General features: G+C 70.8%; 25 protein-coding genes and 2 riboswitches. Of the genes, 2 read left to right on the plus strand and 23 right to left on the minus strand.

What is annotated here, in order from left to right:
- Positions 1-71: 71 nt before the first annotated feature.
- The 18 genes from ACIGXP_RS07735 to ACIGXP_RS07820 all read right to left on the minus strand — a co-directional run bounded on the left by ACIGXP_RS07735 (position 72) and on the right by ACIGXP_RS07820 (position 20,947).
- A complete protein-coding gene (locus ACIGXP_RS07735) occupies positions 72-4,322 on the minus strand; it encodes an amino acid adenylation domain-containing protein (RefSeq protein ID WP_399765242.1) in 4,251 nt (1,416 codons plus the stop codon).
- A complete protein-coding gene (locus tag ACIGXP_RS07740; RefSeq protein WP_399765245.1) occupies positions 4,309-4,566 on the minus strand; it encodes a phosphopantetheine-binding protein in 258 nt (85 codons plus the stop codon). Before ACIGXP_RS07740 ends, ACIGXP_RS07735 begins: the two co-directional genes overlap by 14 nt.
- A 75-nt stretch (positions 4,567-4,641) precedes the next feature.
- Positions 4,642-6,174: a fatty acid--CoA ligase gene (locus tag ACIGXP_RS07745; protein ID WP_399765248.1), complete on the minus strand. Its 1,533-nt coding sequence runs from the start codon at positions 6,172-6,174 to the stop codon at positions 4,642-4,644.
- 19 nt (positions 6,175-6,193) lie between these two features.
- Complete coding sequence (locus tag ACIGXP_RS07750) at positions 6,194-6,718, minus strand: FcoT family thioesterase (RefSeq protein ID WP_399765251.1); 525 nt, start codon at positions 6,716-6,718, stop codon at positions 6,194-6,196.
- Positions 6,715-7,605: a TauD/TfdA dioxygenase family protein gene (locus tag ACIGXP_RS07755; RefSeq protein WP_399765254.1), complete on the minus strand. Its 891-nt coding sequence runs from the start codon at positions 7,603-7,605 to the stop codon at positions 6,715-6,717. The genes ACIGXP_RS07750 and ACIGXP_RS07755 overlap by 4 nt, the downstream gene beginning before the upstream one ends.
- A gap of 23 nt (positions 7,606-7,628) precedes the next feature.
- Positions 7,629-7,865 (minus strand): acyl carrier protein, encoded by a 237-nt coding sequence (locus ACIGXP_RS07760; RefSeq protein ID WP_363218686.1) that lies wholly within the window; start codon positions 7,863-7,865, stop codon positions 7,629-7,631.
- Positions 7,862-8,917: a beta-ketoacyl-ACP synthase III gene (locus ACIGXP_RS07765; RefSeq protein WP_399765257.1), complete on the minus strand. Its 1,056-nt coding sequence runs from the start codon at positions 8,915-8,917 to the stop codon at positions 7,862-7,864. Before ACIGXP_RS07765 ends, ACIGXP_RS07760 begins: the two co-directional genes overlap by 4 nt.
- Positions 8,918-9,037: 120 nt before the next feature.
- Positions 9,038-10,408 (minus strand): MFS transporter, encoded by a 1,371-nt coding sequence (locus ACIGXP_RS07770; protein ID WP_399765260.1) that lies wholly within the window; start codon positions 10,406-10,408, stop codon positions 9,038-9,040.
- Positions 10,409-10,611: 203 nt separating this feature from the next.
- Positions 10,612-11,367, minus strand: a complete 756-nt coding sequence (locus ACIGXP_RS07775) for an aspartyl/asparaginyl beta-hydroxylase domain-containing protein (protein WP_399765263.1) — start codon at positions 11,365-11,367, stop codon at positions 10,612-10,614.
- A 49-nt stretch (positions 11,368-11,416) separates the two neighbouring features.
- On the minus strand, positions 11,417-12,058 hold the full coding sequence (locus ACIGXP_RS07780) for a sigma-70 family RNA polymerase sigma factor (RefSeq protein ID WP_363218690.1): 642 nt from the start codon (positions 12,056-12,058) through the stop codon (positions 11,417-11,419).
- Positions 12,059-12,302: 244 nt separating this feature from the next.
- Positions 12,303-12,986, minus strand: coding sequence for a hypothetical protein (locus tag ACIGXP_RS07785; protein ID WP_363218691.1), 684 nt, complete (start codon positions 12,984-12,986; stop codon positions 12,303-12,305).
- A gap of 277 nt (positions 12,987-13,263) precedes the next feature.
- The gene (locus ACIGXP_RS07790) at positions 13,264-15,564 is read right to left on the minus strand and encodes a heavy metal translocating P-type ATPase (protein ID WP_399765268.1); all 2,301 of its coding nucleotides are present in this window, start codon (positions 15,562-15,564) and stop codon (positions 13,264-13,266) included.
- Positions 15,564-15,806: a hypothetical protein gene (locus tag ACIGXP_RS07795; protein WP_363218693.1), complete on the minus strand. Its 243-nt coding sequence runs from the start codon at positions 15,804-15,806 to the stop codon at positions 15,564-15,566. The genes ACIGXP_RS07790 and ACIGXP_RS07795 overlap by 1 nt, the downstream gene beginning before the upstream one ends.
- A gap of 167 nt (positions 15,807-15,973) precedes the next feature.
- Positions 15,974-17,302, minus strand: a complete 1,329-nt coding sequence (locus ACIGXP_RS07800) for an LLM class flavin-dependent oxidoreductase (RefSeq protein ID WP_399765272.1) — start codon at positions 17,300-17,302, stop codon at positions 15,974-15,976.
- A 45-nt stretch (positions 17,303-17,347) separates the two neighbouring features.
- Complete coding sequence (locus tag ACIGXP_RS07805; protein WP_399765275.1) at positions 17,348-18,397, minus strand: aliphatic sulfonate ABC transporter substrate-binding protein; 1,050 nt, start codon at positions 18,395-18,397, stop codon at positions 17,348-17,350.
- A gap of 35 nt (positions 18,398-18,432) precedes the next feature.
- Positions 18,433-19,164 carry an ABC transporter ATP-binding protein gene (locus tag ACIGXP_RS07810; RefSeq protein WP_363218696.1) on the minus strand — a complete coding sequence of 244 codons (732 nt, stop codon included), beginning with the start codon at positions 19,162-19,164 and terminating at the stop codon, positions 18,433-18,435.
- On the minus strand, positions 19,161-20,054 hold the full coding sequence (locus tag ACIGXP_RS07815) for an ABC transporter permease (RefSeq protein WP_399765279.1): 894 nt from the start codon (positions 20,052-20,054) through the stop codon (positions 19,161-19,163). The genes ACIGXP_RS07810 and ACIGXP_RS07815 overlap by 4 nt, the downstream gene beginning before the upstream one ends.
- Entirely contained in the window at positions 20,051-20,947 is an 897-nt protein-coding gene (locus ACIGXP_RS07820) for a TauD/TfdA dioxygenase family protein (RefSeq protein WP_399765282.1), read from the minus strand. Before ACIGXP_RS07820 ends, ACIGXP_RS07815 begins: the two co-directional genes overlap by 4 nt.
- Positions 20,948-21,560: 613 nt before the next feature.
- Here ACIGXP_RS07820 and ACIGXP_RS07825 point away from each other — a divergent pair.
- Together ACIGXP_RS07825 and ACIGXP_RS07830 are read left to right on the plus strand one after the other, a co-directional pair.
- A complete protein-coding gene (locus ACIGXP_RS07825; protein WP_399765285.1) occupies positions 21,561-22,166 on the plus strand; it encodes a class I SAM-dependent methyltransferase in 606 nt (201 codons plus the stop codon).
- A 232-nt stretch (positions 22,167-22,398) separates the two neighbouring features.
- Positions 22,399-22,980, plus strand: coding sequence for a histidine phosphatase family protein (locus ACIGXP_RS07830; protein ID WP_399765288.1), 582 nt, complete (start codon positions 22,399-22,401; stop codon positions 22,978-22,980).
- An 18-nt stretch (positions 22,981-22,998) separates the two neighbouring features.
- Here ACIGXP_RS07830 and ACIGXP_RS07835 read toward each other — a convergent pair whose 3' ends face one another.
- The 5 genes from ACIGXP_RS07835 to ACIGXP_RS07855 all read right to left on the minus strand — a co-directional run bounded on the left by ACIGXP_RS07835 (position 22,999) and on the right by ACIGXP_RS07855 (position 26,231).
- On the minus strand, positions 22,999-23,337 hold the full coding sequence (locus ACIGXP_RS07835; RefSeq protein WP_363218701.1) for a hypothetical protein: 339 nt from the start codon (positions 23,335-23,337) through the stop codon (positions 22,999-23,001).
- Positions 23,338-23,483: 146 nt separating this feature from the next.
- The gene (locus tag ACIGXP_RS07840; protein ID WP_399765292.1) at positions 23,484-24,236 is read right to left on the minus strand and encodes a CbtA family protein; all 753 of its coding nucleotides are present in this window, start codon (positions 24,234-24,236) and stop codon (positions 23,484-23,486) included.
- A gap of 22 nt (positions 24,237-24,258) precedes the next feature.
- Entirely contained in the window at positions 24,259-24,480 is a 222-nt protein-coding gene (locus ACIGXP_RS07845; RefSeq protein WP_363218703.1) for a CbtB-domain containing protein, read from the minus strand.
- A 36-nt stretch (positions 24,481-24,516) separates the two neighbouring features.
- Positions 24,517-24,660, minus strand: a riboswitch (cobalamin riboswitch).
- Between the two features lie 192 nt (positions 24,661-24,852).
- The gene (locus ACIGXP_RS07850; RefSeq protein ID WP_399765296.1) at positions 24,853-25,254 is read right to left on the minus strand and encodes a hypothetical protein; all 402 of its coding nucleotides are present in this window, start codon (positions 25,252-25,254) and stop codon (positions 24,853-24,855) included.
- Positions 25,255-25,315: 61 nt separating this feature from the next.
- A riboswitch (cobalamin riboswitch) is annotated at positions 25,316-25,437 on the minus strand.
- A 29-nt stretch (positions 25,438-25,466) separates the two neighbouring features.
- Positions 25,467-26,231 (minus strand): methyltransferase family protein, encoded by a 765-nt coding sequence (locus tag ACIGXP_RS07855; protein ID WP_399765299.1) that lies wholly within the window; start codon positions 26,229-26,231, stop codon positions 25,467-25,469.
- Positions 26,232-26,418 lie beyond the last annotated feature (187 nt).

Genomic DNA, 26,418 nt, shown 5'->3' on the forward strand with positions numbered 1-26,418 from the left:
CTTGCGGGGCTCGGTGGTGTTCCGTTGCAGTAGTCGTGGCGCGGTGGCCGCGAGTTCCCGGCGAAGCCCGACTACTTTGCGGGGCAGACCGGATGAGGTTCCTCGCCGGTCGCCGCGGGCAGTTCGCCCGCGGCGACGCACTGGTCGAGGTACCGGAACACCAGGTCCCGGCCGATGGGCGGGCAGGTGATGCCGCTGTCGCGCAGGCCCTTGCGGACGTTGTCGGCGTGGACGTGCCCAAGGCGCAGGTCGGGGGCCTCGCTCCCGTTCTCGCCGGCATCGAAGAAGGCGAGCGTGGTGGCGGCGACATCGGCCGAGCGGGGCAGCGCAGCGCGCCATTGGGCCAGCGTCAGACGTCGTACGGGGTAGCCGTACTCCTCGATCCAGTCGTAGAGGTCGCTCAGCCGCAGCCTCGGTACGGCCGCGTGGTTGAAGACGGGGCCGGTGGCGGTGAGGGCGAGATGCAGGACGGACTTGGCGACGTGGTCGACCGGTGTCCAGATCTCGTCCTCGAACAGCTCCGGGAGAATCCCTGCGGGGATACCGGCCCTGAGCACGCTCCACAGGAAGTCGCGTGTGTTGACGTATCCGGACCCGGCTGGTCCCACCACTCGGCCCAGGCGGTGCACGGTGACCGGCAGTCCGCGCTCGGCGGCCTGTTGGAGCAGGCGTTCGGAGGCCCACTTCGACTGCTGGTAGCCGTACCGCAGACCGGCGTGGGCCGGCAGGAATGCTTCCGGTACTTCGGTGCTGAGGCCGGCGGGCGGAGCCACGGACAGCGTGGAGACGTAATGGAAGGGGATCGACCGCGCGGCGGCCAGGCGCAGCAGGTGCCGGGTGGACTCGGTGTTGACGGCGCGCAGGGTGCCGTACTCCCGCATGATGCTGACCGTCGCGGCATTGTGGAAGATCGCGTCGCAGGTCTGGGCCAGTTCGCCGACAGTGTCCGGTGACAGACCCAGGCCTGGGCGGGCGAGGTCGGCGGGCACGGCGGTGATGCGGTCCTCGGCGGCTTGCGGAAGTGTGATGTGCTGCTGCTTCAGGGACTGTTGGAGGCGGCCCATGGCCTCGTCCGTGGTGCGCGCGCGGACGGTGCAGACGATCTCGCCGTCAGTGGCCGCCAGCAATTCGGCAAGCAGGTGAGCGCCGACGAAGCCGGTGGCGCCGGTCAGCAGGATGCGCCGGAGGGCGTCCGGGCGGTGGCCGGTACCGGGCCGGATGTCCCCGTCGAGGACGATGTCGGTGTGCAGGGCCGACGGGAGGCCGGTGGCAGCAGGCGGGCAGTCGTCGAGGAACCGGGCGAGTTCGGCGGCCGTGGGGTACTGGAAGAGCCAGGCCACCCTGATGTCGCGGCCCAGTTCCACGCCGAGCCGGTTGGCCACCTGGATGGCTTGGAGGGACTGGGCGCCCAGGTCGAAGACGTCGTCGTCGGCGGTGATGTCGTCCGCGCCCAGGATCTGCTGCCAGATGCCGATGACGGTCCGCTCCAGCGGGCTGCCGACGGTCGGAGCCCCGGTCGCGGATGGTGTGCTCAGTCCCGGTCGGTCGATCTTGCCCGATCCTGTGCGGGGCAGGCGGTCGTGGAACTCGACAACGGAGGGCAGCATCGCCGCGGGCAGCCTCTGCCGAAGGTGGTCTCTCACCTCGGAGGCGGACGGAGCCGGAAGGCCCGCAACCAGATGGGCGGCGAGGCGACGGGTGCCGTCCGGCGAGGTCTGCCCGAGGACGGCCGCCTCACGGATCCGTGGGTGCGTCAGCAGGGCGCTCTCCACCTCGGCGGGATGCACGCGGTGACCGCTGATCTTGAACTCCTCGTCCGCCCGGCCGAGGAACCGCAACTGCCCGTCGTCGCCGAGGTGCACCAGGTCGCCCGTGCGGTAGGCGCGGGGCCCTCCGGGGAGCGCCGTGAGAGGGGCGAACCGGACGGTGTCCGGGTCGGTGCCACCCCGGTATCCGGAGGCCAGGTTGTCGCCGAGGAGGTACAGCTCCCCACCGACGACGGCGGCCCGCGTGCCGGGCAGCGGCAGCCCGATCGGTACGTCGCCGGGGTCGAGGGCAGGGTCGTGCAGGTCGGCGACGGTGGCGACCACGGTCGCCTCGGTCGGGCCGTACGTGTTGAAGAGCCGGACCGACGTGCCGACGGCCTTGCGCCAGCGCTCCACTCGTTCGGGGAGCGCCGCCTCGCCGCCGATGACGACGGTCCGCACTCCTGCGGGCAGCGCGGCCGTGCCCGTGGAGAGCGCGTAGGCGAGTTCGTGCCAGTACGCGGTGGGCAGGTCCAGCACGCTGACTTTCAGGCGCTCGCAGTCGTCGAGGAAGCGGGGGACCGACTCGGTCATGTCGTCGGAGCGGATGACGAGGGTGCCGCCGGTGCACAGGGTGAGGAAGATTTCCTCCACGCTGGCGTCGAAGTGGAGCGGCGCGAACTGCAGCACCCGGTCGTCGCGGCGCAGCCCGTAGCGGTGCGTGGCACCCGCCACGAAGTTCGCCAGGGCACCGTGGCTGATCTCGACACCCTTGGGGCGGCCGGTGGAGCCGGAGGTGTGGATGACGTAGGCGGGGTCCTGGAACGACGGCGGCGTCGGGGCCGGCCCGAGGGTCGGATCCGGCTGGTCGAGCGCGAGTACGGGCGTGCCCGCGCAGGCGCTCGCACGGGCGGCCGTCGTCAGGAGCAGGTCGGGCCTCGCCCCGCTCAGCAGTTGCGCCGTCCGGTCGGCGGGGGCGGCCGGGTCGAGCGGGCAGTAGGCCGCGCCCGACAGCAGCACACCGAGAATGGCGGTGACGGCGTCCGTCCCCCGGGGCAGCGCCACGGCCACCAGGCTGCCCCGCCCGATGCCTCGGGCCGCGAGGCGACGGGCCAGGTGGCGTGCGCTTCCGTACAGCCGGGCATAGGTGAGGCTGTCATGGCCGTGCTCCACGGCGGCGGCTCCGCCCCGGCGTGCGGCGTGGTCGGCGATCAGGCTCAGCACCGGGCGGGCCGGGGCAGGCAGCGGCCCACCGTCCAGGACCGGTACGGACGCCGGGCGCAGGGGGCGGTCGGGGCCGGCGACCGCCTCGTCGAGCAGCGCGAGCAACCCCTGGTGAAAGGCGGCGGCCTCCCCCTGGTCGTACAGATCGGGGTGGGCGTCCACCACGATCCGCAGACCGGTGCCGTCCGAGCGGTCGTACACGTTGACCGCCAGGTCGTCGACGGGACCGGCGGAGACGTTGTGGACGGTGCTGCGGTGTCCGGCGAACCGCAGGTCGTACTGGAACGGCATGATGTTGACACCGGGCCCGGAGAGCCTGCGCTGACCGCCCACCAGCTTCAGGTCGCGGCGCAGCTGTTCGTAGCGGTAGCGCTGGTGCGGGAGGCCCGCGCGCAGTTCGCCGGAGACACGGGCCGCGAGGTCGCGCAGGCTGTCGTCGGCGGAGACGGCGACCCGCAGAGGCAGGATGTTGCGCACCATCGCCGGCACGCGCAGCGACACAGAGCCGAGACGCCCCATGGCCGGCAGGCTCAGGACGATCTCCGGCGCCCCGGTCACCCGGTGCAGCTGGGCCACCGTCACCGCGAGCAGTACCTCGGACCAGGTCACCGACAGCTCACGGGCGGCCTTGCGCAGGACGTCGGCCCGGGTCGCGTCCAGGTCGGTGACGCATCGGTGGAAGGTGCGGGCGGGCAGGGCCGAGCGTCCCGCCACAGTGGCCACCGAAGGCCGGTCGGCGTATCGGCCGGTCCAGTAGGCGCGGTCCTTGGCGTATCGGGCGGAGTCCCGGTAGGCGCGCTCCTCGGCACGCACCGACTCCAGGGTGCCGAAGCCGCTCTCGGGTACCGGCTCGCCCGCCATGAGAGCCGTATAGACCTGGGCCACGCGACGGGCGACCAGGGAGAGGCCGAAGCCGTCGAGGGCGATGTGGTGAACGCGGTGGTACCAGAGGTGCTGGTCGCTCCCGGTCTTCAGCAGGGCGTGCCCGAACACCGGACCGCGGGTGAGGTCCACCGGGCGGGCCATGTCCTCGGCCATCCATGCGAGGGCGGCGCTGTGCGGGTCCGGTTCGGCGGTGAGATCAGCGGTGTGCAGCACCCAGTCCCTGACGGGTGTCTCGAACTGCCAGGGGCGCCCTTGCCCGTCCACTTCGAAGGTGACGTGGAGAGCTTCGGTCTCGGTGACGACATGGTGCAGGGCGATGTCGAAGACGGCACAGTCCACCGGGCCGTCGATGCACACGTACTCGGCGGTGTTGTAGGCGGGGCTGTCCGGGTCGAGCTGCTGGCCGGCCCAGATGCCCTCCTGGGCGGCCAGCAGCGGGTGGCGGCGCGCGGGCTCAGGTGTCGGCATGTGCCGCACCTCCCTGGCGTTCGGCCAGCAGCTGCCACCACTGGGCGAAGGACGTGCGCTCGGCGAGATCCACGAAGCTGACGTCCGCGCCGGCGGCCTGCCACCGTTCCAGCAGGGTGACGATGCGCAGGGAGTCCAGTCCGGCGTCCAGCGGGCTCTCCTCCAGGTCGACTTCGCCGGGCTGCAGGTACAGGAACTCCGCGAGGTCGGCGCGGAAGCTCTCCGGGGTGAGGGGTTCAGGCATGGGCTCTCTCTACGTCGGTGTCGGCGGCGCTAGGGGGGTGTCGTTTGGACGCCGGGATGATCCGAACGACACCCCCTAGTTGACCTTGCGGGCGGAGTCGCCCCAGAAGCGGTCGCGCAGTTCCCGGCGGAGGATCTTGCCGCTGGGGTTGCGCGGTACGTGGTCGATGAATTCGTACGCCGAGGGCAGCTTGAAGGCGGCGAGGCGCGGAACGAGGAAGGTGTGCAGGTCCCTGGGGCTCGGTTGCTCGCCGGGGACGGGGACGACGAAGGCGTGGACCCGTTCGCCCCAGCGCTCGTCCGGGGCTCCGACGATCACCGCCTCGGCCACGCCCGGGTGGTGCTCCAGCACCTTCTCGATCTCGGCGGGGTACACGTTCTCGCCCGCGACGAGGATGGCGTCCTTGATCCGGTCGCGGATGAAGAGGTAACCGTCCTGGTCGATGTACCCGGCGTCGCCGGTGTGGACCCAGCCGTCCACCAAGGTCTGAGCGGTCTTGTCGGGCAGGCCCCAGTACTCCACCATCCGGGCCGGGGTGTGCAGGCAGACCTCTCCGATCTCGCCCGGCGGCAGTTCCTTGCCGTCGTCGTCGATCACCTTGGCGCGGACGCCCGGATAGGGGTGGCCGGCGGCCTGCATGCGCGGTCCGCCGGGGACATGGTCGGCCGGCGGCAGGCACACGGCGGTGTTGCCGGTCTCGGTGAGCCCGTAGATCTGTGCGAAGTCGCAGTCCAGTACGGCGAGGCTCTCCTCCAGCAGGCTCTCGGAGATCGGGGAGCCGCCGTAGACGGTCTTGCGGAGCGTGGCGAAGTCCTTGGCACCGACCCCTGGTTCGGTGAGCATCATGCGGAGCATCGCCGGCACCACGCAGGCGGTGGTGATGCCCAGCTCACGGATCAGGTCGACGGCGTGGCGGGCTGCGAAGGCACGCATCGCCACGACGGTCGTCCCCGCGTTGAGGTTCTGCGTGGCCCACCACAGGCCGCCGATGTGGAAGCCGGGGATACCGACGAGTGCGATGTCGCCGTCCCGCCAGTCGATCCAGTCGAGCCCCTCGCTCGCCAGCGCCTCACGGATGGCGAAGAAGCTCCGGTGAGCGAGGACGACTCCCTTGGGCAGGCCGGTGGTGCCGCTGGTGTAGAGCTGGGCGACAGGGGTGTCGGCGGTGGCGTCGGACTTCGTGTCCGTGTCCGGGTGTCCGGCCTTCCAGCCTGCGAAGTTCACGCCGAGGGGTACGACGGTCTCGGGCGGTTCGGTCGGCATGCGCGCCACGATCGGCGCGAACTCCGACTCCAGGAAGAGGAGTCTGGTGCCGGAGTCCTGGAGGATGTGGCTCACCTCGGGTGCGGTGAGCCGCCAGTTGACGGGGACCAGGACGGTGCCGCTCTTGGCGCAGCCGAAGAGGATCTCGTAGTAGTGCTCGGACTCCTTGCCCAGGTATGCCACGCGGTCGCCCTCGGTGAGTCCGGCGGCCCGGATGGCGTGGGCTATGCGGTTGCTCTCGCGGTGCAGGTCGCCGTACGAGAGGCTGCGGCCCTCGCAGAGCACGGCGGGGGTGTCCGGCCGGTGGTGGGCGTGGAGGCGAATGGTCTGGACGAGCGTCTCCATGGGCGGTCCCTTCGGTGGTTCACGGGATGTTGACGAATGCGAGCGTCGCCTCGCCGTCGCACCGGCCGCCGTGGGTGTCCCAGTAGCGGTACGAGGTCTCGGCATGGAGGAACGGCTTGCCGCCGGGCTCTCGTCGGGTGACGGACAGGAACTCCATCTCTCCCGAGAAGGAGCGAGGGTTGACCGGACGCCGGAAGTTGCCCGCGAAGCGGGCGATGAGGATGTCCGGGAGCTGGTGCCGCCAGAAGTCGTCCAGGGTCCAGTCCTCGAACCCGGCCAGGAGTCCTTCCTGCACGGACTTCGCGACGAGGTAGTACATCATCTGGTTGTAGGCGATGTTGACCTCGACCGAGTTCAGGTGGCCGGTGTCGTCGATGTAGCAGGACTCGGGGATCACGAACGCACAGCGGGCCGAGGTGTTCTCGCGGCCGGCGGTGACGACGGCGGACTTCAGGTACTTGCAGTGGGTCTTGTACGGCGCCAGAACGCGCTCCAGCAGATCGGCGTCGGTGGCGTACGTGCGGTCGGCGGCGGATGTGGTCATGCCGCTGGTATCCCGTCGTGCAGCTTGCGCTCGTCGTGGACGGTGACGCGGTAGGAGACGGTCGGCTCGGGAGTGGCCGTGTGCCGGGCGCGGTGGATGAGGCTGCGGTTGTCCCAGATCAGCAGGTCTCCCTGCTCGAAGCCCTGCAGGTGGATGTTGTCGTGCTCGAAGGTGTCGTCGAGCTGGCCGGTCGCCTCGAAGAGACGGTGCAGCAGGTCGTCGTCGAGCGGTTTGCCGTCCGCGTCCTCGATGCCGACGGTGAAGCCCTCACTGATGTACAGGACCGTTTCGCCGGTGAGGGGGTGGGTGAACGTGGTGGGCTGGCGGACGGCCGGGGTCTTGCGCTCCACCTCGTCGATGATCTCGGAGAGCGGACGGTAGACGTCCTGCGGCCGGATCTTGAAGTACTTGCGGACCGAGTGCCTGCAGTAGGTGCCGGCGATCTGCTTCTTGAGGTCCTCGGGCAGCCTCTCGTAGGCCCGGCCCATGTCGATGAAGTAGGTGCCGCGGTTCTTCTGCGGAATGACCTGGGGGTAGATCAGAGTGATGCCGAAGGGGTCGGGCATGAACTGGTAGTCGGCGTGCCAGAACTTGCCGGTCTTCGGCACACCTATCTGCTTGCCGTTCTCGGGGACGTTGGAGGAGACGAAGATCTCCGGGAGCTCGGGGTGGTGGTACATCGGCTCGTAGTACGTCTCGGGCTGACCGAGCCGCGTGCCGAGGTCCAGGAACTGCTGGGGGGTGAGGTCCTGTCCCTTCAGGACGGCGATCTTCTTCGTGTAGACGGTCTGCTTGAGTGTCTCGATGTCCGTGTCGGATGCGCCGGCGTGGTCGAAGTCCTCGATCGTGGCGCCGAGGGCCGAGCCGAGCTGTTCAGTGATCTGCATGAGTGTCGTCCTTCGTGAAAGGGTCAGCCGGCCCGCTTGGCGTCGATCAGTGCCGCGGTGCCGCCGAGGGTGAGGGTGGGTCGCAACTCGCTGTCGTGGACCATCACGCCGAGGTCGCGTTCGATGCGGATGCTGATCTCGACCATCGTCAGCGAGTCGACGTCCAGGTCGGCGAAGGTGGCCTCGGGGGTGAAGCGGTCGGCCGGGGCGTCGTGCAGGGTGGCCAGGATCTCGACCAGCTGGTTGTAGGTGGTGCTCATGAGACGGTTTCTTCTCCTCGGTCGTGCGGGTGGGCCCCTGGGGGCAGTTCGGGCCAGGTCAGCAGGCAGGAGCCCCAGGTGAGGCCGCCGCCGAAGGCGGTGAGCAGGAGTCGGTCCCCCGGCCGGAGCGTCTGCTGGGCGGCCGCGCCGGTGAGAGCCAGCGGTATGGAGGCAGCGCCGGTGTTGCCGACCGAGTCGACGTTGACCACGCAGCGTTCCCGGGGCAGGCCCAGGTCGTCGGCCACCGAGTGCAGGATGCGCAGATTGGCCTGGTGCGGGACGAAGTGGTCGACGTCGTCGATCTTCCAGCCGGCCGTGCGCAGCACGGTGCGCGCGGACTCGGCCATGCGGGTCACCGCGTGCCGGTAGACCTCGTTGCCGCGCATCGCGAAGTGCCGGTCGCCGCGCTGCACTTCGTCTCCGGTGGAGCGCTGGCGGGAACCGCCGGCGGCGACGGTGATGAGGTCCTCGTGCGCACCGTCGCTGCCCAGGTCGAACCGGCCCACGGCGCCGGGTTCGTCGGCGTGTCCGGTGCGCAGGACGACGGCGCCGGCGCCGTCCCCGAAGATGATGGCGTTGGCCCGGTCCAGTGGATCCACGATGGTGGAGTAGGTGTCCGCGCCGATGAGCAGGACCCGTCCGGCCACGCCGGAGGTGATCAGCCCGGCGGCGGTGGCCAGTCCGTACACGAAGCCGGTGCACACCGCGCCGACGTCGAAGGCGGCCGCTCCGGCGAGCCCCAGCCGGGCTGCGACCGAGGGCGCCGTGGCCGGGCAGGGCCGGTCGGGTGTGGTCGTGGTGACGATCACCGCGTCCACGGTGTCGACTCCGGCACTGTGCAGGGCCCCGCGCCCGGCCTCGACGGCCAGGTCCGAGGTCGCCTGGCCGGGCTCGATGACATGGCGGCGGAGGATTCCGGTGCGGGTGCGGATCCAGGCGTCGTCGGTGGCCAGTCGCTCGGCCAGCTCGTCGTTGGTGACCACGCGGGGCGGCACCCATCCGGCCAGTCCGCACAGAACGGCGGCGGGTGGACTGGGAGCGTTACGGGGCACGGCTGTTCTCCAGGTGTGGGGAGGTCCGGGGGCGCCCGGAGGAGACGGGGACGGCAGTAGTGGTCCAGGGGGTGTCGTTTGGATCGGCCCGCGACGCCGGGATGATCCGAACGACACCCCCTAGGGACCGGAGGTCGTTGTGCGCAGGGCCAGGGTCAGTGGCACCCCGCAGGCGATTCCGGCCGCTATCGCGAACACGGCGGCCCTGATGCCGGCCAGCGAGGTGCCGCCTGCCGGGGGCTGCCCGGCAGCGCCTGCCAGCGCCACGAGCAGCGCGAGACCCACCGCGCCGCCGACTTGGAGGCTGGTCGAGGCGAGCCCCGATGCCACACCCTGGTCGTCGGGAGCGACTCCGGCGGCGGCTGTGATCCACATGCCGGTCCAGGCGGCACCTTGGCCCAGGCCCAGCAGCACGATTCCCGGCAACAGCAAGGGATAGGAGCCGTGTCGGGTCAGCGCGAGGCCGAGCGCGACGGCTCCCGCTGCGCCAAGGACCATGCCGCCGACCAGCATCCGGCGGACACCGACCGCTGCGACAGCCCGTTCTCCGGCCTGGGTCCCGGCGGCGACCACCAGGGCCGGGACCAGGAAGGCGAGGCCGGTCGCGAACGCGCCGTAGCCGCGCACGGTCTGGAAGTACAGGGTCAGGAAGTACGGCAGTGAGCTGAAGGTGGCGCTGTACAGGGCAGTCACCGCCATCGCTGCCACGAGCCCTCGATGCCTGAACAGCCGGCTCGGTACCAGCGGGCTGCGTGAACGCGTCTCGACGACGGCGAAGAGCGTGAGCAGAGCCGACGACAGCGCCGCGCTGACGAGGGTGACCGAGCTGCTCCAGCCGGCCTCGGGCGCGTGCACCAACACGAACACCAGGAGAGTGATGCCTCCGGTCCCGGTCAGTGCACCCGTCAGGTCGAATCTCCGCGCCCCGGCCGGCGGGACGTCCGCCGGGAACAGTGCCCGGCCCGCCCACGCGATGGCTCCCGCCAGGGGAACGTTGACGAAGAACACCGACGGCCAGCCGAACGCCTCCACCAGGACCCCGCCGAGCAGGGAGCCCGAGCAGAGTCCGCCGGCCCCCGCAGCGCCCCACACCGCCAACGCCCGGTTCCGGTCCGGTCCTTCGGCGTAGATGGTGTTGATCAGGGACAGGGTGGCCGGGAAGAGCAGGGATCCGCCGATGCCCTGGACCGCCCGCACGGCGACCAGCGCTCCCGGCGTCTGCGAGAACCCTCCCACCAGCGAGGACACCGCATAGATCAAGGCCGCGGCGACGAACGTACGGCGCCGGCCCAGCAGGTCCGAGGCCCGGCCACCCAGCAGCAGGAAGCCACCCGTCGCCACGACGTAGGCGCTCACCACCCATTGCAGGTCGTGCTCCGGGAAACCAAGGCCTGCGCCCACGTCGGGCAGAGCGACGTACACGATGTTGTAGTCGAGGGCGATGACCAGTTGAGCCAGCGCCAGGACGAGAAGGGACAGCCGTGCCGACATCGTCCGGTCCCCCCTCACCAACAGAAAAAACATGGAGACGAATATCGAATCCGTCGATCATTTTCGGTCACGATAACACCCCGAAGAGAACTTGAGAATGCCCGCTCTGCAAACATGCCCACGGCCCGATATTCACTTTTCAGGCAGCACTGAAAACCGACAGTGCAATACCGTCGGTTGAATTTCGCAGGATTTTCAGGCGGTCAGCCCTCTCCCATCAGTCGCCTGATTTCCGAGATGAGCACCGTCAGTGCTCGCCTTTCCGGAATGGTCGTTTCCGGATGCCAGAGGTCCACGAGGAGACAGGTGCGTGGGCGAGCTCCGTCATTGCGCGCCTCATGCTCGAAGGAGTAGTCGAAGAGCAGGCAGTGACCTTCCTGCCAGGTACGGGTCTCCCCGGCGACCGTGATGCTGCACCCGTCGGGGATGTCCACGGCGAGATGCAGGTTGATGCTGAAGTTCCACAGGTCGCAATGCGGGGCTATGGATGCCCCCGGCAGCAGGGTGGAGAAGTGACTTTCCAGGAGTGGGCAGATCTTTTCCGTGTCCACGGCGAACTCTTCGAGCACCTTGTAGGCGGTGGGTACGGTCGTCGCCGCTTCCTCGACCATTGCCCCGCCGCGGTAAAGGTGGAGAGCCTGCCAGTCGGTCTGCCGGGTCAGGTAGTGCTCGTAGTCGGAAAACGCCTCCCGACGCGCCCCCCAGGCCGACTTCAGCTCATCCCTGATGACCGGATGAGCCGATTCCAGTGCCTGGACGACGGGGATGAGTTCCGGGTGGGCACGGGGATCGTGCCACGGGGTGGGAGACAGTCCCGGCAGGATCCATTTGGCTCCCTTCTGGAGCGGGTGGCGTGCCGCTCCCCCTCCGGGTTCCAGCATCCGCTCCACCCGGCTGAGGGAGTCCGCACCGTGATCGCTTCTGATCGCCACGAACGCGTTCTCTATCTCGGGTGTCATGAGGCCCTCCTGGCTACTGCCGCGACCGGCGCCGTGCCGCGCCGTCGCATCAGTAGTCGGACAGGCGACCGAGCGAGTTCCCGCGATTTCCCGCGTTCGGGCCGGGTCTGTCGGCCTCGTCGAGGAGCCCCATGAGGGTCGTCCGGGCGCGGGCCACGCGGGACCGCACCGTGCCGACGGGGCAACCGCCGAGCAGGGCGGCCTCCTCGTAGGACAGCCCCACCACCTGGGTCAGCACGAACGCCTCACGTCGTTCGTCGGGGAGCGCGTTCAGCAGGTCGAGAAGCGCGATGCCGTCGTCGAAGCCCGGCAGCCCCTGCGGCTGGGTCCGTTCCACGGCTGTCTGCCAGTCGTGGGTGTCCGCCGTCCGGGGTCGGACGGCGGCGCGGCGGTAGCTGTCGACGACCGCGCAGCGGGCGATGGACAGCAGCCAGGTTCGTGCCGAGGCGCGTCCCTCGAACCGGTGCAGGCTGTTGAGTGCCCGCACGAACGTGTCCTGGGTCAGGTCGTCGATGTTCTGGGGATCCGCTCCCAGGTGGGCGACGTAGCGCAGCACGTCGGAGTGCAGGGCACGCACGAAGCATTCGGCGGCGTCCGGGTCGCCGTTCCGGGCGGCCAGCGCCCAGGCGGTCGCCGAGGCGTCCGCAGAAGCCCTCTGCGTTTGCGGAGCAGTCAGGGCAGAAGTGATCACGAGGTGTCCTTCTCAGTCATCCGGGGCGCGGCCAGGTGAGGCCACAGCTCTGTCCGGTGAGTGGGGTGCAGCCGTAGGGGTGGTACGGCGGTGCCCGGGGCTCGCGCAGGCTCGCGCGCGTGCAGCTGTGCGTGCCGGTTCTTCAGGAACAGCTCACGACACGGCTGGTGGCGTCTTCCGAGGAAGGCTCAGGAGACCTGCTGAAGGAGAAACGGGAAGGAGAGCCCCGGTGGGTCCGGCTGTCTCAGGCGACAGCGGCGCCCACGGGCGGCCCCCGGGAGGTGATGGCGTGACAGAGAAGGAGTCGTACCGGCGTGCGGTGGCCGGAGTCGCGGCGCCTTCGCACGGACGGCCGACGCGGCACCACGGGCAGGGCGAGCAGCATCCGCAGCGGTGCCACCAGGCGGACGGCCGCGGCCCGCAGGATGCGGAAGACGGCGCGCTCGCCGTACGCGAGCCACAGGCCGCACAGGACCGCGGCGAGCAGGTGGGCGGCGAACATGCCGAACGCGGCGCCGCCTTCCATGCCGTGGGCACTGTGCGTGCCGAGCCCCATGTGAGACATGGAGCCCGCACCCATGTGCTCCATGCCGGCCATGTGCATCTCGTCCATGTGCATGGAGCCCATGTCCATGGCACCCATGCCGTCCGAGGCCGGGGCGCGGCCGGATGCGACGGACTGAGCGAGGGAGAAGGTCTCGTGGAGCAGCGCCTGGGCGGCGACCACGACAGCGACGATCGGCGCACGCCCACGCTCACGGCCGGCGAGACACCAACCGGCCGCGCCCGTCCCGGCGGCACCCGCCGCCATCGCCCACCAGGGCACCGACGTACCGGACATCATCACGTGGCCGAGGGCAGCAAGCAGCACGCAGGCGGCGGCGAACACACCGGCCCGCAGCGTGCGGCACCACCCTCCGACAGTCATGACGCGCCCATCTTCGCACCCGTGGTCCGATCGTCGTCAGGGGGTACGTGCGGACACCTGCCCCCGGACTCACTCCGAGAAGGGTGACACACAACACACCGACAGGGCGGGAACTCGGCGGGCATCGCCGACGACTTCTGGAACACGACGGAAGGACAGCTACTGCCGGAACGCGACCGTTCCGGGCCTGACCACGACGGCGGGCAACTTCACCGAGCCGCTGTGGCTGAACGTCAGTGTGAAATACACGCACCGACCAGGCGGGTGAGCCGTGCGTTCACCGGTGACCCGCCCTGCTCCGGCGTCGCTCGCGCGCCGGGGCGGGCGACGGCTGCCAGGCGCGCAGGCGCAGGCTGTTGCCCACCACCAGCACGGAGCTGACCGACATGGCGGCCGCCGCCAGCATCGGATTGAGCAGTCCGACCACGGCGAGCGGCACGGTGACGACGTTGTAGCCGAAGGCCCACACCAGGTTGGCCCGGATCGTGCCGAGCGTGCGCCGGGCGAGCAGCACGGCGTCGCCCAGGGCTTCGATGTCCCCGCGCACGAGAGTGAGGTCGGCCGCGCCGATGGCCACGTCCGTACCGCTGCCCATGGCGATGCCCAGATCGGCGCAGGCGAGCGCGGCGGCGTCGTTCACGCCGTCGCCCACGACCGCGACCCGGCCGCCCTCGTCCTGCAAACGCCGTACCAGAGCCGCCTTGTCCTCGGGCGTGCAGCGGGCATGTACCTCGTGGATGCCGAGCGCGTCGGCCACGGCCCGGGCGGGTGCCTCGCGGTCACCGGTGGCGAGCACGGGGCGGATCCCGAGCCTGCGCAGCCGGTCCACGGCCCGGTAACTGCCGGGCCGTACGACGTCGCCGACCGCGATCAGCGCCTCGGCCACCCCGTCCACCCGCACGAGCACCGGAGTGTGCGCGGCGGTCTCCGCCGCGACGAGGGCGTCCGCGAGAGCGGTCGGCAACTCGCCGTCCGGCGCCAGTACTTCCACCGTGCGGCCGTCCACGCGGCCCCGTACTCCCCGCCCCGGCATGGCCTCGAAGTCCCGTACCGGCGCCAGAGGTTCCTCGGCGAACGAGCGCCGGGCCCGTGCGGCGACGGCCCGCCCGAGGGGGTGCTCCGAGCCCTGTTCGACGGCACCGGCCAGACGGAGGACGGCTTCCTGACCGAGACCGCCGGGAGCGGCGGTGATCTGTACGACGGTCATGTGGCCACTGGTCAGCGTGCCCGTCTTGTCCAGGACGACCATGTCGACGTGCTGGAGAGCCTCCAGCGTCTGCGGGCCGCTGACCAGCACGCCGAGCTGGGCCCCGCGGCCGGTGGCGGCCATCAGTGCGGTCGGCGTGGCCAGGCCCAGCGCGCAGGGACAGGCAACGACGAGTACGGCCACGCATGCGGTGATCGCCGCCTGGGGGTCGGCTCCGGCCCCAAGCCAGAAGCCCAGCACCGTGACCGCGACCGTCAGCACCACGGGCACGAAGACCCCGGCCACCGCGTCGGCCAGCCGCTGCGCCCGCGCCTTGCCCGCCTGGGCCTCCGTCACCAGCTTGGTGATGCGGGCCAGCTGGGTGTCGGCTCCGACGGCGGTGGCACGGACGAACAGCAGCCCGCCGGCGTTCACGGCCCCACCGACCAGGGCTGAACCGGGCCCCACCTCGACGGGGTCGCTCTCGCCGGTGACCAGGGAGAGGTCCACGGCGGAACTGCCCTCCACCACCCGGCCGTCGGTGGCGACCCGCTCGCCGGGCCGCACGGCGAAGACCTGCCCCACGCGCAGCTGCTCGATGGGAACGGAACGCTCGCGCTCGCCGTGCTCGTCGCGTACGGACACTTCCTTGGCGGCGAGTCCCGCCAGCGATCGCAGGGCCGCTCCCGTCCCCCGCCTGGCCCGCGCCTCCAGGAACCTCCCGGTCAGCACGAACAGCGGGACACCGACCGCGGCTTCCAGGTACACGTGTGCGGGACCGTCCGCCGCGGACGGCAGCAGACTGAACGGCATCCGCATCCCGGGTTCGCCCGCGCCGCCGAGGAACAGCGCGTACGCCGACCAGGAGAAGGAGGCCACCACACCCAGCGAGACCAGGGTGTCCATGGTGGCCGTGGAGTGACGCAGCCCCCGCACCGCCCGTACATGGAACGGCCAGGCGCTCCACACCACCACCGGAGCAGCGAGCACGAAGCACAGCCACTGCCAGTTGCGGAACTGCAGGGACGGCACCATCGACAGCACCAGGACAGGGACGGCGAGCAGCGCGGTGACGACGAGACGTTCGCGTTCCTGGCGGGTGGCGGCCTCGGACTCGTCCTCGTCACCGGGTGTCCTGTCCCGCCCCTCCGGCGCGGGAGGCTCGGGGAGCGCGGCCTCGTATCCTGCCTGTTCGACGGCGGTGACGAGGTCCTCCGGAAGGATGTCCGCCGGATGACTGACCCGGGCGAGTCCGGTGGCGAGATTGACGGTCGCCGTCACGCCGTCCAGCTTGGCGAGCTTCTTCTCGACCCGCCGTACACAGGCGGCGCACGTCATGCCGCCGACCGTCAGGTCCGTGACCACGAGCGGCGCCAGCGGTTCGGCTCCCATCACTCACCGCCTCCGTGCATGCCGGGCATGCCACCCGTGTCACCGCCACCCGCGCCACCGCCGCCCCCTCCGGTTCCGGTGCCGTGCATGCCTGGCGCCACGGGTCCGGCGGCCGATCCCACGGCGTACGACACCGAGAAGACCAGCATCAGCAGCAGCAGAAAGCCGCAGAGCGCGGGCGGGGGCATGAGCTTGCGGATACCCCTGTCCGCACCGCGGGAGGGGTGTCGGGACTCGGCCATGCTCGACCTTCCTGGTCGCGTCGAACCGTCGTACGACCGACGAGCAGTCTCAGCCGTACCGCTCCAGGAGTCGGACGGATCGAAGGCCGAGTTCCGCCATCGAACTATGGCGTGCGCCACATGGCGGACACGCGTGCTCCGCGTCCCCACCCGCGGCCGTGTGCGGTTCAGGCATGGAACTGGTTCGCCGGTACGGGAAGCCCGTAGTGTTCGCGCAGGGTCGTGCCCTCGTACTCCTCACGGAACAGCCCCTTGCCGCGCAGCAGCGGGAGCACGTGCTCGACGAATGCCGCGAGGCCCGAGGGCAGGGCGGGCGCCATGATGTTGAATCCGTCCGCTGCGCCACCCTCGAACCAGGTGATGATCGTGTCCGCGATCTGCTCAGGTGTGCCGACGAGCTCGAAGTGACCGCGCCCGCCGCCGAGCCGGGAGATGATCTGCCGCACCGTGAGCCCCTCGCGCACCGCGAGCTCGATGATCAGGTCGGAACGGCTCTGCGATCCCTCCAGTTTCGGCCGCGCCAGAATGAAGTCCGGCAGCGGTTCGTCGAGTGGGAAGACCGACGGCTCGGTCTCGAAGACCGCGGCCAGCTGGCGCAGTCCGTACTCCGGGATCCGCAGGCGGTCGAACCGGTCCGCCAGCGCGCGGGCTTCGGCCTCCGTCGACCCGATGTACGGGACGATTCCCGGCAGGACGATCACGCCGTCCGGGTCGCGCCCCGCCGCCTTGGTTCGTGCCTTGATGTCGGCGTAGAAGGCGGCGGCACGCTCGTACGTCGTGTGGGCGGTGAAGATCGCCTCGGCGTGGCGGGCCGCGAAGTCCTTGCCGTCCTCGGAGGAGCCGGCCTGGACGAGCAGCGGGTGGCCCTGCGGAGGGCGTTCGACGTTGAGCGGACCGGCCACCTTGAAGTACCGGCCGCGGTGGCCCAGCCCGTGCAGCCGGTCAGGATCGGCGTAACGCCCCGTGGTCCTGTCGGCGACGACGGCCTCGGACTCCCAGCTGTCCCACAGTGCCTTGGCCACCTTCAGGAACTCGTCGGCCCGGGCGTAGCGTTCGGCGTGGCCGGGGCGGTCGTCGAGGCCGAAGTTGGCCGCTTCGTCGGCCCCTGCGGAGGTGACGATGTTCCAGCCGGCGCGGCCCCCGCTGACGTGGTCGACGGACGCGAGCCGACGGGCGAGGTTGTACGGCTCGTTGTACGTCGACGACACGGTCGCGATGAGGCCGATCCTGCTGGTCGCCTGGGAGAGCGCGGTCAGCAGCGTCAGCGGTTCGAGCTGGCCCGGTGGCCGGAACTCGCCGGTTCCGATGAGGGCCGGGCCGTCCGCGAGGAACAGCGAGTCGAACTTGGCGCTCTCGGCGAGCCGGGCCAGCTCGATCCAGTGCTGCAGGTCGAAGTCGGCCCGCGGGTTGCTGTCGGGGAGCCGCCATGCTGCTTCGTGGTGGCCCGCCTCCATGAGGAAGGCGTTGAGGTGGAGTCGCCGCGGTCTGGTGCTCATGTCTTCTCTCCTTTCTCCTTTGCGTGTCGAGATGGACGGCGCGGCTCAGCCGAACGTCAGCTTCGAGCTGTCGTAGCCGGCGGGGAGGAGGTTGTCAGTGATCGACGGGACGTCGACCTTCTTGGTGATCTGTCCGGCCTCCAGGAAGGCGTCGGCGAGCTTCTGCTCCGCCGCTATGTCCGGCTTCCCGATCGGGGTCACCCGGGTCTCGAAGGCCTTGAGGGACGCTTCGGCATCGGCCAGCGGGATGCCCTCCTCCTCGGAGAGGGCCTGTGCGTACTTGTCCTCGTGCTTGACCGCGTAGGCGAACTCGCGTGCCAGCCGCTGCAGTACGTCCGTCAGGGCCGCCCGCTTGGTCCTGTCGTCGAGCGACTTCCCACTGGCGACGTAGTAACTGCTCGTCTGGTCGATCGGCGGGAGGCCCTTGGCGAGGATCCGTGCCCCGTTCCTGACCGCGATCGCCGACTGGGGGTTCCAGATCGCCCAGGCGTCCACCTTGCCGGTGTTGAACGCCGTGGCGCCGGCCGCCGGGTCGAGGAAGACCAGGTGCACGTCCTTGGGGCCGAGGCCGACGCTGTTCAGCGCGTTGAGCGTCAGACCGTGCGCCGAGCTGCCCTGCGGCACGGCGATCTTCTTGCCCTTGAGGTCGGCGAGACTCCTCAGCTCCGACCCCTTCGGCACGATGATGTTCTCGTTGGACTGGCTGGGCGTGAGCGAGCGGTTGACGGCCACGATCTTGAAGCCGTACTCCTTCGCGGCGCCGGTGATCGGCGGTACGTCGCCGACGGCGCCCAGGTCGATGTCGCCCGAGGCCGCGGCCTGCACCAGCGGCGGGCCGTAGGTGAAGCGGGCGAACTTCACCTTGTACGGCGCGTCGTCGAACGCCCCGGTGATCTTGGCCAGGGCCTGGCTGCCGTCACCCCCGTTGTCGCCGATGGTGAAGGTGTACTTGCTCCACTCGGGGTGCGCGGAGGCGCTGCCACCGGACTTGCCGAGCGGCGGCGCCGCCTGGGACGACGCACTGCACGCGGCGAGGGCGCCCGTGAGCGCGAGCAGACCGGCGGCGCCGACGAGGCGGGGGGTTCTTCTGTGCATGGTTTTGCTCCGGCTTTCTGTGCAGGGGGAGGACATCAGTGGTGACCGGCGAGACCGAGGTCGTTCAGGAGCGCGGCACGCAGCTCCTCGCGGGCGACGCTCGCCTCGCGGTCGGCTGCCGAGAGCTGGACGAGATGCGCGGCGCCGATGCGCCCGTCGCGCATCACGACGATGCGGTCCGCCAGGGCGATCGCCTCGTCGACGTCGTGGGTGACCAGCAGCATGGCCGCGTGGTGCTTGCTGCGCAACGCGCGTACGAGGTCGTGCATGCGCAGCCGGGTGATGGCGTCGAGGGCCGCGAACGGCTCGTCGAGCAGCACGAGTTCGGGTTCGGATACCAGGGCACGCGCGAGCGACACCCGCTGGGCCTCGCCGCCGGAGAGCTCCTTGGGCCACGCCCTCTCGCGTCCCGCGAGTCCGACCTCGGCGAGCACGTCGCGGGCTCGCTGCTCCGCGTCGGGCCCGTACAGGCCGAGTGTGATGTTGCGCAGCACCCGCTGCCAGGGCAGCAGCCGGTCGGCCTGGAAGACGATCGCTCGCTCCGCCGGGACCTCCACCTGCCCGCCGTCGGGCCGGTCGAGGCCGGCGAGCAGTCTCAGGAGGGTGCTCTTGCCGCAGCCGGAGGGGCCCAGCAGGATCACCAGTTCCTCCTCGGCGATGGTGAGGTCCAGATGGTCGAGCACCACCCGGTCACCGAACCGACGGACGACCTGCTCGACGACGACTCCGGTCTGCCGACGGGACTCCGTCACCACTGAGCTGCTCATGACGCCTCATAACCCGGGCGCCACCGCAGCAGCACCCGCTCGAGTACCCGGACGAACTGGTCGGCGAGCAGACCGAGGAGCGAGTAGATCACCAGCCCCACGAAGACCTGGTTGGTCTGCAGGTAGGTCTGCCCTTGCGTGATGAGGAAGCCGAGTCCCTTGTCGGCGTTGACCGTCTCGGCGGCGACGAGGCCCAGCACGCTGTATGCGAGGGAGAACCGGAGTCCGACCAGGAACCCCGGCAGGGCCCCGGGCACCAGCACTCGCGTCACGATGCGCCATGTGCCCGCGCCCGTCGTGCGCGCCATCTCGATCAGGCGCTGGTCGACGCCCCTGATCGCGGCGAACAGATTGAGATACATCGGGACGCCTGCGCCGAACGAGATCAGCAGCACCTTGGTGAGCTCGTCGATGCCGAACCACACGATCATCAGTGGCAGCACCGCCAGCAGCGGGATGGTGTTGAGGACCTGCACCAGGCCGTTGAACAGGTACTCGCCGCTGCGCAGCAGCCCGCCGAGCACTCCGGTGACGATGCCCACCGTCAAACCGATCAGGAGTCCGATGCCGGCCCGTTGCAGCGAGATGGCCACGTCCGGGCCGAGCACGCCCTGCTGCCACAGGTCGGCGGCGGATTTCACGATGGAGGTCGGCGCCGGAGCGTATGTCTTCGCCAGTACGCCGGCTCGGGCGAGAACCTCCCAGGCGACCAGGATCACGACCGGGGTCGTGTAGATCCCGAGCGGCCAGCGGAGGCGCTCGCGGAGTGAGCTGAGCGGTGTCCGGCGGCGGGTGTCGCGGGGCAGGAAGACCTCGCGTTCCCGCGTGCTCGGCGACTCGGCGTCGGCGGTCTGGGGGACGGCCGGCGCCGTGAGGCGGATCTCGGTCATGCGACCGCCTCCAGGACGCCGGTGTAGTGCGAGGCGTCGCCGACGAGTTGCCGGCTGCGGCGGCCGTCGACCCCGACCGGCACGTCGCCCGCCACCGTCACCCGGTTGAGGCGCCGCGGGTGGTCGTCGTAGTTGTCCACCCCGTAGTGCTGGGTGATCCGGTTGTCGAAGATCAGCAGCTGGCCGGGGGACCAGGTCCAGCGCAGGATGTTCTCCGGACGTGTCACATAGGACTGCAGGATGCGCAGCAGATCGGCCGAGTCGCTGCTCGGCAGGCCGACGATCCGCTGGGCGAAACCGCCGATGAACAGGCCGCGTTCGCCGGTCAGCGGATGCACCCGCACGACCGGGTGCTCCGCCTCGTAGGGCGCCGAGACGAAGACCCGGTCGTACTCCTGGCGCAGCGCCGTCGTGGCCGGAGGACGGGCGTAGTCGTGCTGGTTGGTGTGCACGACGCGCAGCGAGTCCGCGAGAGCGCGGAGCGGTTCGGGCAGGTCGCGGTAGGCCGCGGCGGCGTTGGCGATGAGCGTCTCGCCGCCGTACGGCGGGATCGCGAGGGACCGGAGGGTGGTGACCTGCGGCGGGTTGACCACGAAGGTGACGTCCGTGTGCCACGCGTCGGCCTTGGACGTCTCGCTGTCGACGGCGAGCACGTTCGTCGTGCCATCGGCCGCCGGTATGTTCGGGTGAGCGGTGGTGAGTTCGCCGAACCACGCGGCGACGCGCTCCTGACCGGCGTTGTCGAGGTTCACCTGGTCGAACACGATGGCCTTGTGTTCGTTGAGGGCTTCACGGAGCGCCGTGACCGTCGACGGGTCGCTCGGGGCCGTCAGGTCGACGCCCTCGACGACCGCGCCGATACGGCCGGTCAGCTTGCGGATGGACACAGGCATGCGGAGGTCCTTGTCGGGGAGGCGGGCGCAGCACGGGGTGCTGGAAGATGAGGAGTTGGAGTGCACGGTCGACCGGCGCGGCCGGGACACCGCGGTTCGGGTGGCCGTCGGGTCGCGATGCGGGAGGAGCGGAACGACGGCGTCGAAAGCACCTGATGCAGGTCAGGGCGACCGCTCATCCGGTCGTGGAGAAGAGCCGGAGAAGGGGACGATCAGGAGGCGGGCACAACGGTCCTCAAGGAGACCGTGTGACGACGTGCCGGCTCAGCGACAACAGAACGCGCTGGAGACGTGCGCCAGATCGATGTGGCGCCGCCGAGTGAGGTCCACGCGCGGGTTCATGGGACCGGAGTTCAGCAGAGGTCCGTGGCACTGGTCAAGGACTTCCCGGACGGGTCTTGCATCGCGGACAGGGACAACCGTCGTATGTCCGGAGCCGGGCGGCCGTGTGCCATGGTGAGCGCATGGCCAGTGAGATCAGGTTCGAGCCCGGCCTCTACCGAGGCACCGCCGAGTACTACGACCGGTTCCGCCTCCCCTGCCCCGATCAGATGATCGCCGACCTCGCGCGCCGGGCGGCACCGTCGGGGCACGGACGCCTGCTCGACCTGGCATGCGGCACCGGCCAGCTCTGGTCCGCGCCAAGGCGGACGTTTCCGGCGCGGCCCACATCCGGACGATCACCGTCGGCGCCGAGGATCTCCACGCCGAACCGGGAAGCTTCGAGCTGATCGTCATCGGCAATGCGTTCCACCGGCTCCCCCGCGACCTGGTCGCGCAGCGCGCCCACGGCTGGCTGAAACCCGGCGGCTGTCTCGCGCTGTGCTGGTCGACCGGTCCGTGGACGGGGCCCCGGGACTGGCAGCGGGCGCTCTCCAGCATGCTGCGCAGATGGCAGAACACCCTCGGCGCGGCCGGCCGCGTGCCCGCCGGCTGGGAGCAGGCACGGAAGCAGGATCCCGACCACGATGTCCTGTCACGTGCCGGGTTCGAACCCGCCGGACGGCACGAGTTCTCCGTCGAGCACCGCTGGACGATCCGTGAGCTCGCCGGGTACATCCGGTCGACATCGTTCCTGCCGCCCGCGGTGCTCGCGGAGCACGCCGGCACGTTCGACGCCGACCTCACCGCCGAACTCGGCTCCTGCGCAGCCGACGGCCACCTCTGCGAAACGGTCGGCTACGCCTACGAACTGGCCCGCAAGCCGGCTCCCGGATGACCGCCCTCCGGTCCGGGCGTTCGCTTCGCAGAACCGCCGGATGCCGTACCACCGCGTCGAACAGACAGCCCTGTGTGTGGGGCACCGCGGTGTCCGGCCGGGTGTGGCCGGTCGGGCCGGAAGTGGGCGGTCGGGGCGCACGGAAGGCATGCGGTGGATGTTATGTTCGCGGCCGCGCGGGCCGTACCGGCCGGGGCCCGCGTCCCAGGACGAAGGCAGCAGGAGCATCCGCGTGACCAGCCGAGTTCTTCTCGTCTCCCCCGCCACCAGCGCGTCGTTGCGGCAGGCGCGGTTCGACGACGGCGGCTCGCTCGACGCCGTCGGCGCGGTACGGGCCCGGGCGGCGGCCGGGTCGCTGCCCGCCGCGGAGCGTGTGGCCGTCTCTCCGGGCGCGCGCTGCCGGGAGACGGCCACGGCGCTGGGCCTCGACGGCGTGCCGGTGCCGGAACTGGCGGGGCTCGACGTGGGCCGCTGGCGGGGCCGCACCCTTGAGGAGGTGGGGGCCGCCGAGCCGGAGGCGGTGGGCCATTGGCTCACCGACCCCGGCTGCGCCCCGCATGGTGGTGAGTCCGTGCAGGACCTGTGCGGAAGGGTCGCACGGTGGCTGGCCGACGTGCAGGCCGTGGCGGGCCGTACGGTCGCCGTCGTCGAGCCGGAGGTGGTACGGGCGGCCGTCGGCGGCGCGCTGGGGTTGCCTGTCACGGTTTTCTGGCGCCTCGATGTGCCGCCGCTGACCGTGACCGAACTCAGCGGCCGGGCCGGGCGCTGGAATCTGCGGCTGGGGCGTCCGCTTGCCGCGCCGGACGCCGATTAGGCGCCGCCGGCCGGTGGTTCAGTCTGCCGAAGCCCGGTGACGGCGCAGCAGCGCCGCTATCGCGCAGCGCAGGCAGGTGCCGTCGTCGCCCGGCTCCATGGCTTCGCGGTCGGGGCATGTCGTCGGCGCCGGATGGGACCGTCCCCGGCAGCCGTCCCCCGAGGCCGCGATCAGCATCTCCAGGTCGTGCAGCAGCTGTTCGGTGCGCTTGGCCTGCTGGGCGAGCACCCGCACCCGGGCGCTCTGGCCGCCGATCTGCCGTCGGCTGGCGACCAGTTGCTCGTATTCCCTCGGGGTGAGGGCGACCGCGTCGCGGCCACCGACGGTGATCCGGCGGGGCTGTGGGGCTCTGGCCACTCGGTTCCTCCGCTCCTCGCCCGGGCATCCGCCTCCGGTCCGCCGCCGGATTCCCTCGCCCTGCCGGTGAACCCGTGCGCCGGTGTCCGGAGAACGCCAGAGGGCCCCCGGATGATTCCGAAGGGCCCTCTGTTGTCCGGAAGGGGTCAGTGCGCGGCCGGAACCGCTCGCCCGCTCTCGGCCGTCGTCGGCTTGGGGCTCAGCAGCCGCTCGGCCAACTCGCCGAAGAGGAGGCCGAATCCGCCCCACAGAGCGGCCTGGATGCCCAGTGCCGAGAGCCGGAACCGCCACAGCAGGGTGGCCGGGAAGCCCTTGGGGACCTCGTTGACGACAGGCAGGAACTGGTAGGCCAGACCGATCACGACGGCGAACGCGGCCACCGCGACGACCGTCGCCCACCAGGTGCCCAGACGGGGAGCCAGGCGCTTGCCCAGCAGGGTGGCGGCGACCGCCAGCAGGACGCTGAGCAGCATCATCAGGAAGTACAGGGTGGTCCGCCTGCCGATGGTGTCGGGCTCGCCGACCGACGGCGGGTTGGCCGGGTACTTCAGGAACGGCACGACGTACACGGCGAGGAGGGCGCAGCCCGACAGCAGCAGCGCGGTGGCGCGCGGGCTGAAGCGGCCCACGCGGCCCAGGGCGAAGCAGAAGGCGAGCGCGGCGATCCCGCCGAAGGCGACCCCGTACACGAGGACACCGGTGGCGAGGCCGGCGGTGGACTGCAGGGAGCGGGAGACGACTTCCATCTCGTGCTCGTGGGAGTGGGCCTCCTCGAAGCTGATCGCCTTGTCGACGCTCGGCTCACCGAGGACGTACGCCACGACGAGGGCGAGCATGCCGGCCGCGAGGCCGGCGAGCATGCCCCGTACGAGGAGGTTCCGTACGGTTGCGGAATTCATGGGCGGGCGGTGTCCCCTCGCCTCAGTGGCAGGGGAAACCGAGCAGGTGTCGGGCGTCGTGCACCCACTCGTGGACGTCCGTGCCGTTGAGCACCGAGGTGGCGCCCTGCTCGGCGCCGACGAAGTAGAGCAGGATCAGCATGAGGATGCCGAAGAAGACCGCCCAGGGGGCAATCGCCTTCAGTGGCAGCTTGGCGGGTACGACGGGGGTGGTGGCTGTCGGCTGGGCGACGGTCTGCGCCATGGCAGAACCTCCTCTGGGAGTTCGCGTCCCATCTCGGTGGTGCACAGGACGACGGCCACGGGTCTGACTCACGGGACGCCGCGGGGGCGTCTCGCACACAGTGGCGCGACCGTGCCGGATTCCCACCGGCTTCCGTCTCGCCGTCGTCGATATCGGACAGACCGTACCGCGTGCCGCGCGCTCGGCCAAGACCGCCTGCCCCCGCCGTGATCTTCCTCTCCCAGCAGGCGGGACAGGACGAGGCCGGTGGGGCGGCAGCGCAGGCAGGGCCCACATCAACGGCGCCCGGGGGCAGTTGCGCACGGCCGTGTCGGTGGCGCGCACCGGACGGTGGCGACCTGCGCCGGCTCGGTGCCGTACCGGACCCCTGGGTCAACGGGGATCCGCACGGCGCCGTGGCGGCGTGAAGGCGTACAGGTCGAGGATGTCCGGCTGGGGAGCGACGCCCGGGCCACCCGCCCGTACCCACGTCACGATGTCCTCGGTCGCATCCGGGTCGTTGACAAGTCCGAGCCAGACCGGCCGCGCACCGGCGGCCCGGCCCGCGGTGGACGGCTGTACGACGATGACGTTGGCCTGGTCGCACACGTCGAGGCAGTCGGAGATGCGCACCGGCACCTCCGCCCGCAGCCGTGCGGTCTGCGCCTGGTGATCAACCCCCGTCACCTTGGGGCTGCCGCAGCAGCAGTCCCGGCACACGACGACCCGGCACGGCGCCGCAGCGCTCCCCGTCCCCGCTCCGCCGGACGCCTCTTCCGCCGGCCTCTCGGGCACGCCCATGTCACTCCCCTCCCGGGGAGATCCGCCCCGGTGTGCGTCGAGGAGGCGACCGCGTGAGTCTCTGGCTCCCGGGTCGTCGCCCGCCCGGCCTGCCCGCCCCGGGCGGAGCGGAGGCCTGCCGGAACTCGCTCACCGGTCACAGTGGCGGGACCGCGCCGGATTCACACCGGCTTCCTCGGACCGCCGTCGCCCTATGTCGCAGGTCATCATGCCATCACCGGTGGGAGCGCCGCGTGTACCGTCACCGCTCCCGCCCTCCGACGGCGGCCGGAGCGACGACCGGGCCGGGGGGTGTCGTTCGGATCATCCCGGCGTCGCGGGCCCTGGCGCTGCACGCTGCCCGCGGCGCGCCGGCCGACCCGGTGGGCCGTGCGGCGTATGTGGGGGATCAGGGCCGGGACTTCGGCGCGGTAGGCGTCGTAGGCGGCGCCGAACCGCCGGGCCATCAGGCGGTCCTCGACCCGGACCCGGCGCAGCAGCCCGGGTATCGCGGCCACCAGGAACGCCACCCGGACACCGAAGCCGCAGGCCGGCACGGAACCGGTGACCAAGCCGAGCAGGCCGGTGTAGATGGGGTGGCGGACCAGCCGGTACGGCCCGTCCGTGCGCAGCTCGTGGTACTCCCGGACCGTCGGCACACTGGCCCACATCGTCCCCAGCACCCAGCGGGACCACAGCAGCAGGGCGGTCGAGGCGACGGCGAGCAGGACACCCAGGAGGGCCGGCTCGGGCCGCCAGTACTGCAGATGGCGCCAGAACCCTTCGAAGCGCCCGACCAGGATGAAGAACGCGGAGACGCCCGCCGCCGGCAGCAGCCGGCGCGGCAGCGTGCGGCGCAGTCCCCGCAGCCAGCCGCGCAGTCCCAACCGGCTCCGCACGCCGAAGTGGACAGCGCCCACGACCCAGGCCGCGACGAAGATCAGGACGCAGACGTCGACGGTCAGGACGAGTGCCGAGTGAAGAGAACCCATGCCTCAAGACTGCTCCGCGTACCCAGCCGATCACCACCACCCACGGGTCGATGGAGAGGCCCCGCCTATCCCCACCGCTCCCCACCGTTCTCCGTCCACGGATGGAGAACGCGGCGGCAAGGCCCGTACCGGACACGGCAGTTCGGGCGTGTCCCGGGTGTGGCGCTGCTAGCCTGCGCGCAGGTGC

The organism is Streptomyces sp. NPDC053069 (assembly GCF_044546895.1).
Taxonomy (GTDB): Bacteria; Actinomycetota; Actinomycetes; order Streptomycetales; family Streptomycetaceae; genus Streptomyces.

Bases quoted from the DNA above. Each gene is read 5' to 3' on its own strand.
- ACIGXP_RS07760 (WP_363218686.1), bottom strand. From the start codon at position 7,865: ATGAGCACCACCTACAACCAGCTGGTCGAGATCCTGGCCACCCTGCAC.
- ACIGXP_RS07815 (WP_399765279.1), bottom strand. From the start codon at position 20,054: ATGACCGAGATCCGCCTCACGGCGCCGGCCGTCCCCCAGACCGCCGAC.
- ACIGXP_RS07825 (WP_399765285.1), top strand. From the start codon at position 21,561: ATGCGGCACCGGCCAGCTCTGGTCCGCGCCAAGGCGGACGTTTCCGGC.
- ACIGXP_RS07750 (WP_399765251.1), bottom strand. From the start codon at position 6,718: ATGACCACATCCGCCGCCGACCGCACGTACGCCACCGACGCCGATCTG.
- ACIGXP_RS07810 (WP_363218696.1), bottom strand. From the start codon at position 19,164: ATGAGCAGCTCAGTGGTGACGGAGTCCCGTCGGCAGACCGGAGTCGTC.
- ACIGXP_RS07745 (WP_399765248.1), bottom strand. From the start codon at position 6,174: ATGGAGACGCTCGTCCAGACCATTCGCCTCCACGCCCACCACCGGCCG.
- ACIGXP_RS07775 (WP_399765263.1), bottom strand. From the start codon at position 11,367: ATGACACCCGAGATAGAGAACGCGTTCGTGGCGATCAGAAGCGATCAC.
- ACIGXP_RS07800 (WP_399765272.1), bottom strand. From the start codon at position 17,302: ATGAGCACCAGACCGCGGCGACTCCACCTCAACGCCTTCCTCATGGAG.
- ACIGXP_RS07795 (WP_363218693.1), bottom strand. From the start codon at position 15,806: ATGGCCGAGTCCCGACACCCCTCCCGCGGTGCGGACAGGGGTATCCGC.
- ACIGXP_RS07790 (WP_399765268.1), bottom strand. From the start codon at position 15,564: ATGGGAGCCGAACCGCTGGCGCCGCTCGTGGTCACGGACCTGACGGTC.
- ACIGXP_RS07740 (WP_399765245.1), bottom strand. From the start codon at position 4,566: ATGCCTGAACCCCTCACCCCGGAGAGCTTCCGCGCCGACCTCGCGGAG.
- ACIGXP_RS07735 (WP_399765242.1), bottom strand. From the start codon at position 4,322: ATGCCGACACCTGAGCCCGCGCGCCGCCACCCGCTGCTGGCCGCCCAG.
- ACIGXP_RS07845 (WP_363218703.1), bottom strand. From the start codon at position 24,480: ATGGCGCAGACCGTCGCCCAGCCGACAGCCACCACCCCCGTCGTACCC.
- ACIGXP_RS07820 (WP_399765282.1), bottom strand. From the start codon at position 20,947: ATGCCTGTGTCCATCCGCAAGCTGACCGGCCGTATCGGCGCGGTCGTC.
- ACIGXP_RS07755 (WP_399765254.1), bottom strand. From the start codon at position 7,605: ATGCAGATCACTGAACAGCTCGGCTCGGCCCTCGGCGCCACGATCGAG.
- ACIGXP_RS07770 (WP_399765260.1), bottom strand. From the start codon at position 10,408: ATGTCGGCACGGCTGTCCCTTCTCGTCCTGGCGCTGGCTCAACTGGTC.
- ACIGXP_RS07785 (WP_363218691.1), bottom strand. From the start codon at position 12,986: ATGACTGTCGGAGGGTGGTGCCGCACGCTGCGGGCCGGTGTGTTCGCC.
- ACIGXP_RS07805 (WP_399765275.1), bottom strand. From the start codon at position 18,397: ATGCACAGAAGAACCCCCCGCCTCGTCGGCGCCGCCGGTCTGCTCGCG.
- ACIGXP_RS07840 (WP_399765292.1), bottom strand. From the start codon at position 24,236: ATGAATTCCGCAACCGTACGGAACCTCCTCGTACGGGGCATGCTCGCC.
- ACIGXP_RS07855 (WP_399765299.1), bottom strand. From the start codon at position 26,231: ATGGGTTCTCTTCACTCGGCACTCGTCCTGACCGTCGACGTCTGCGTC.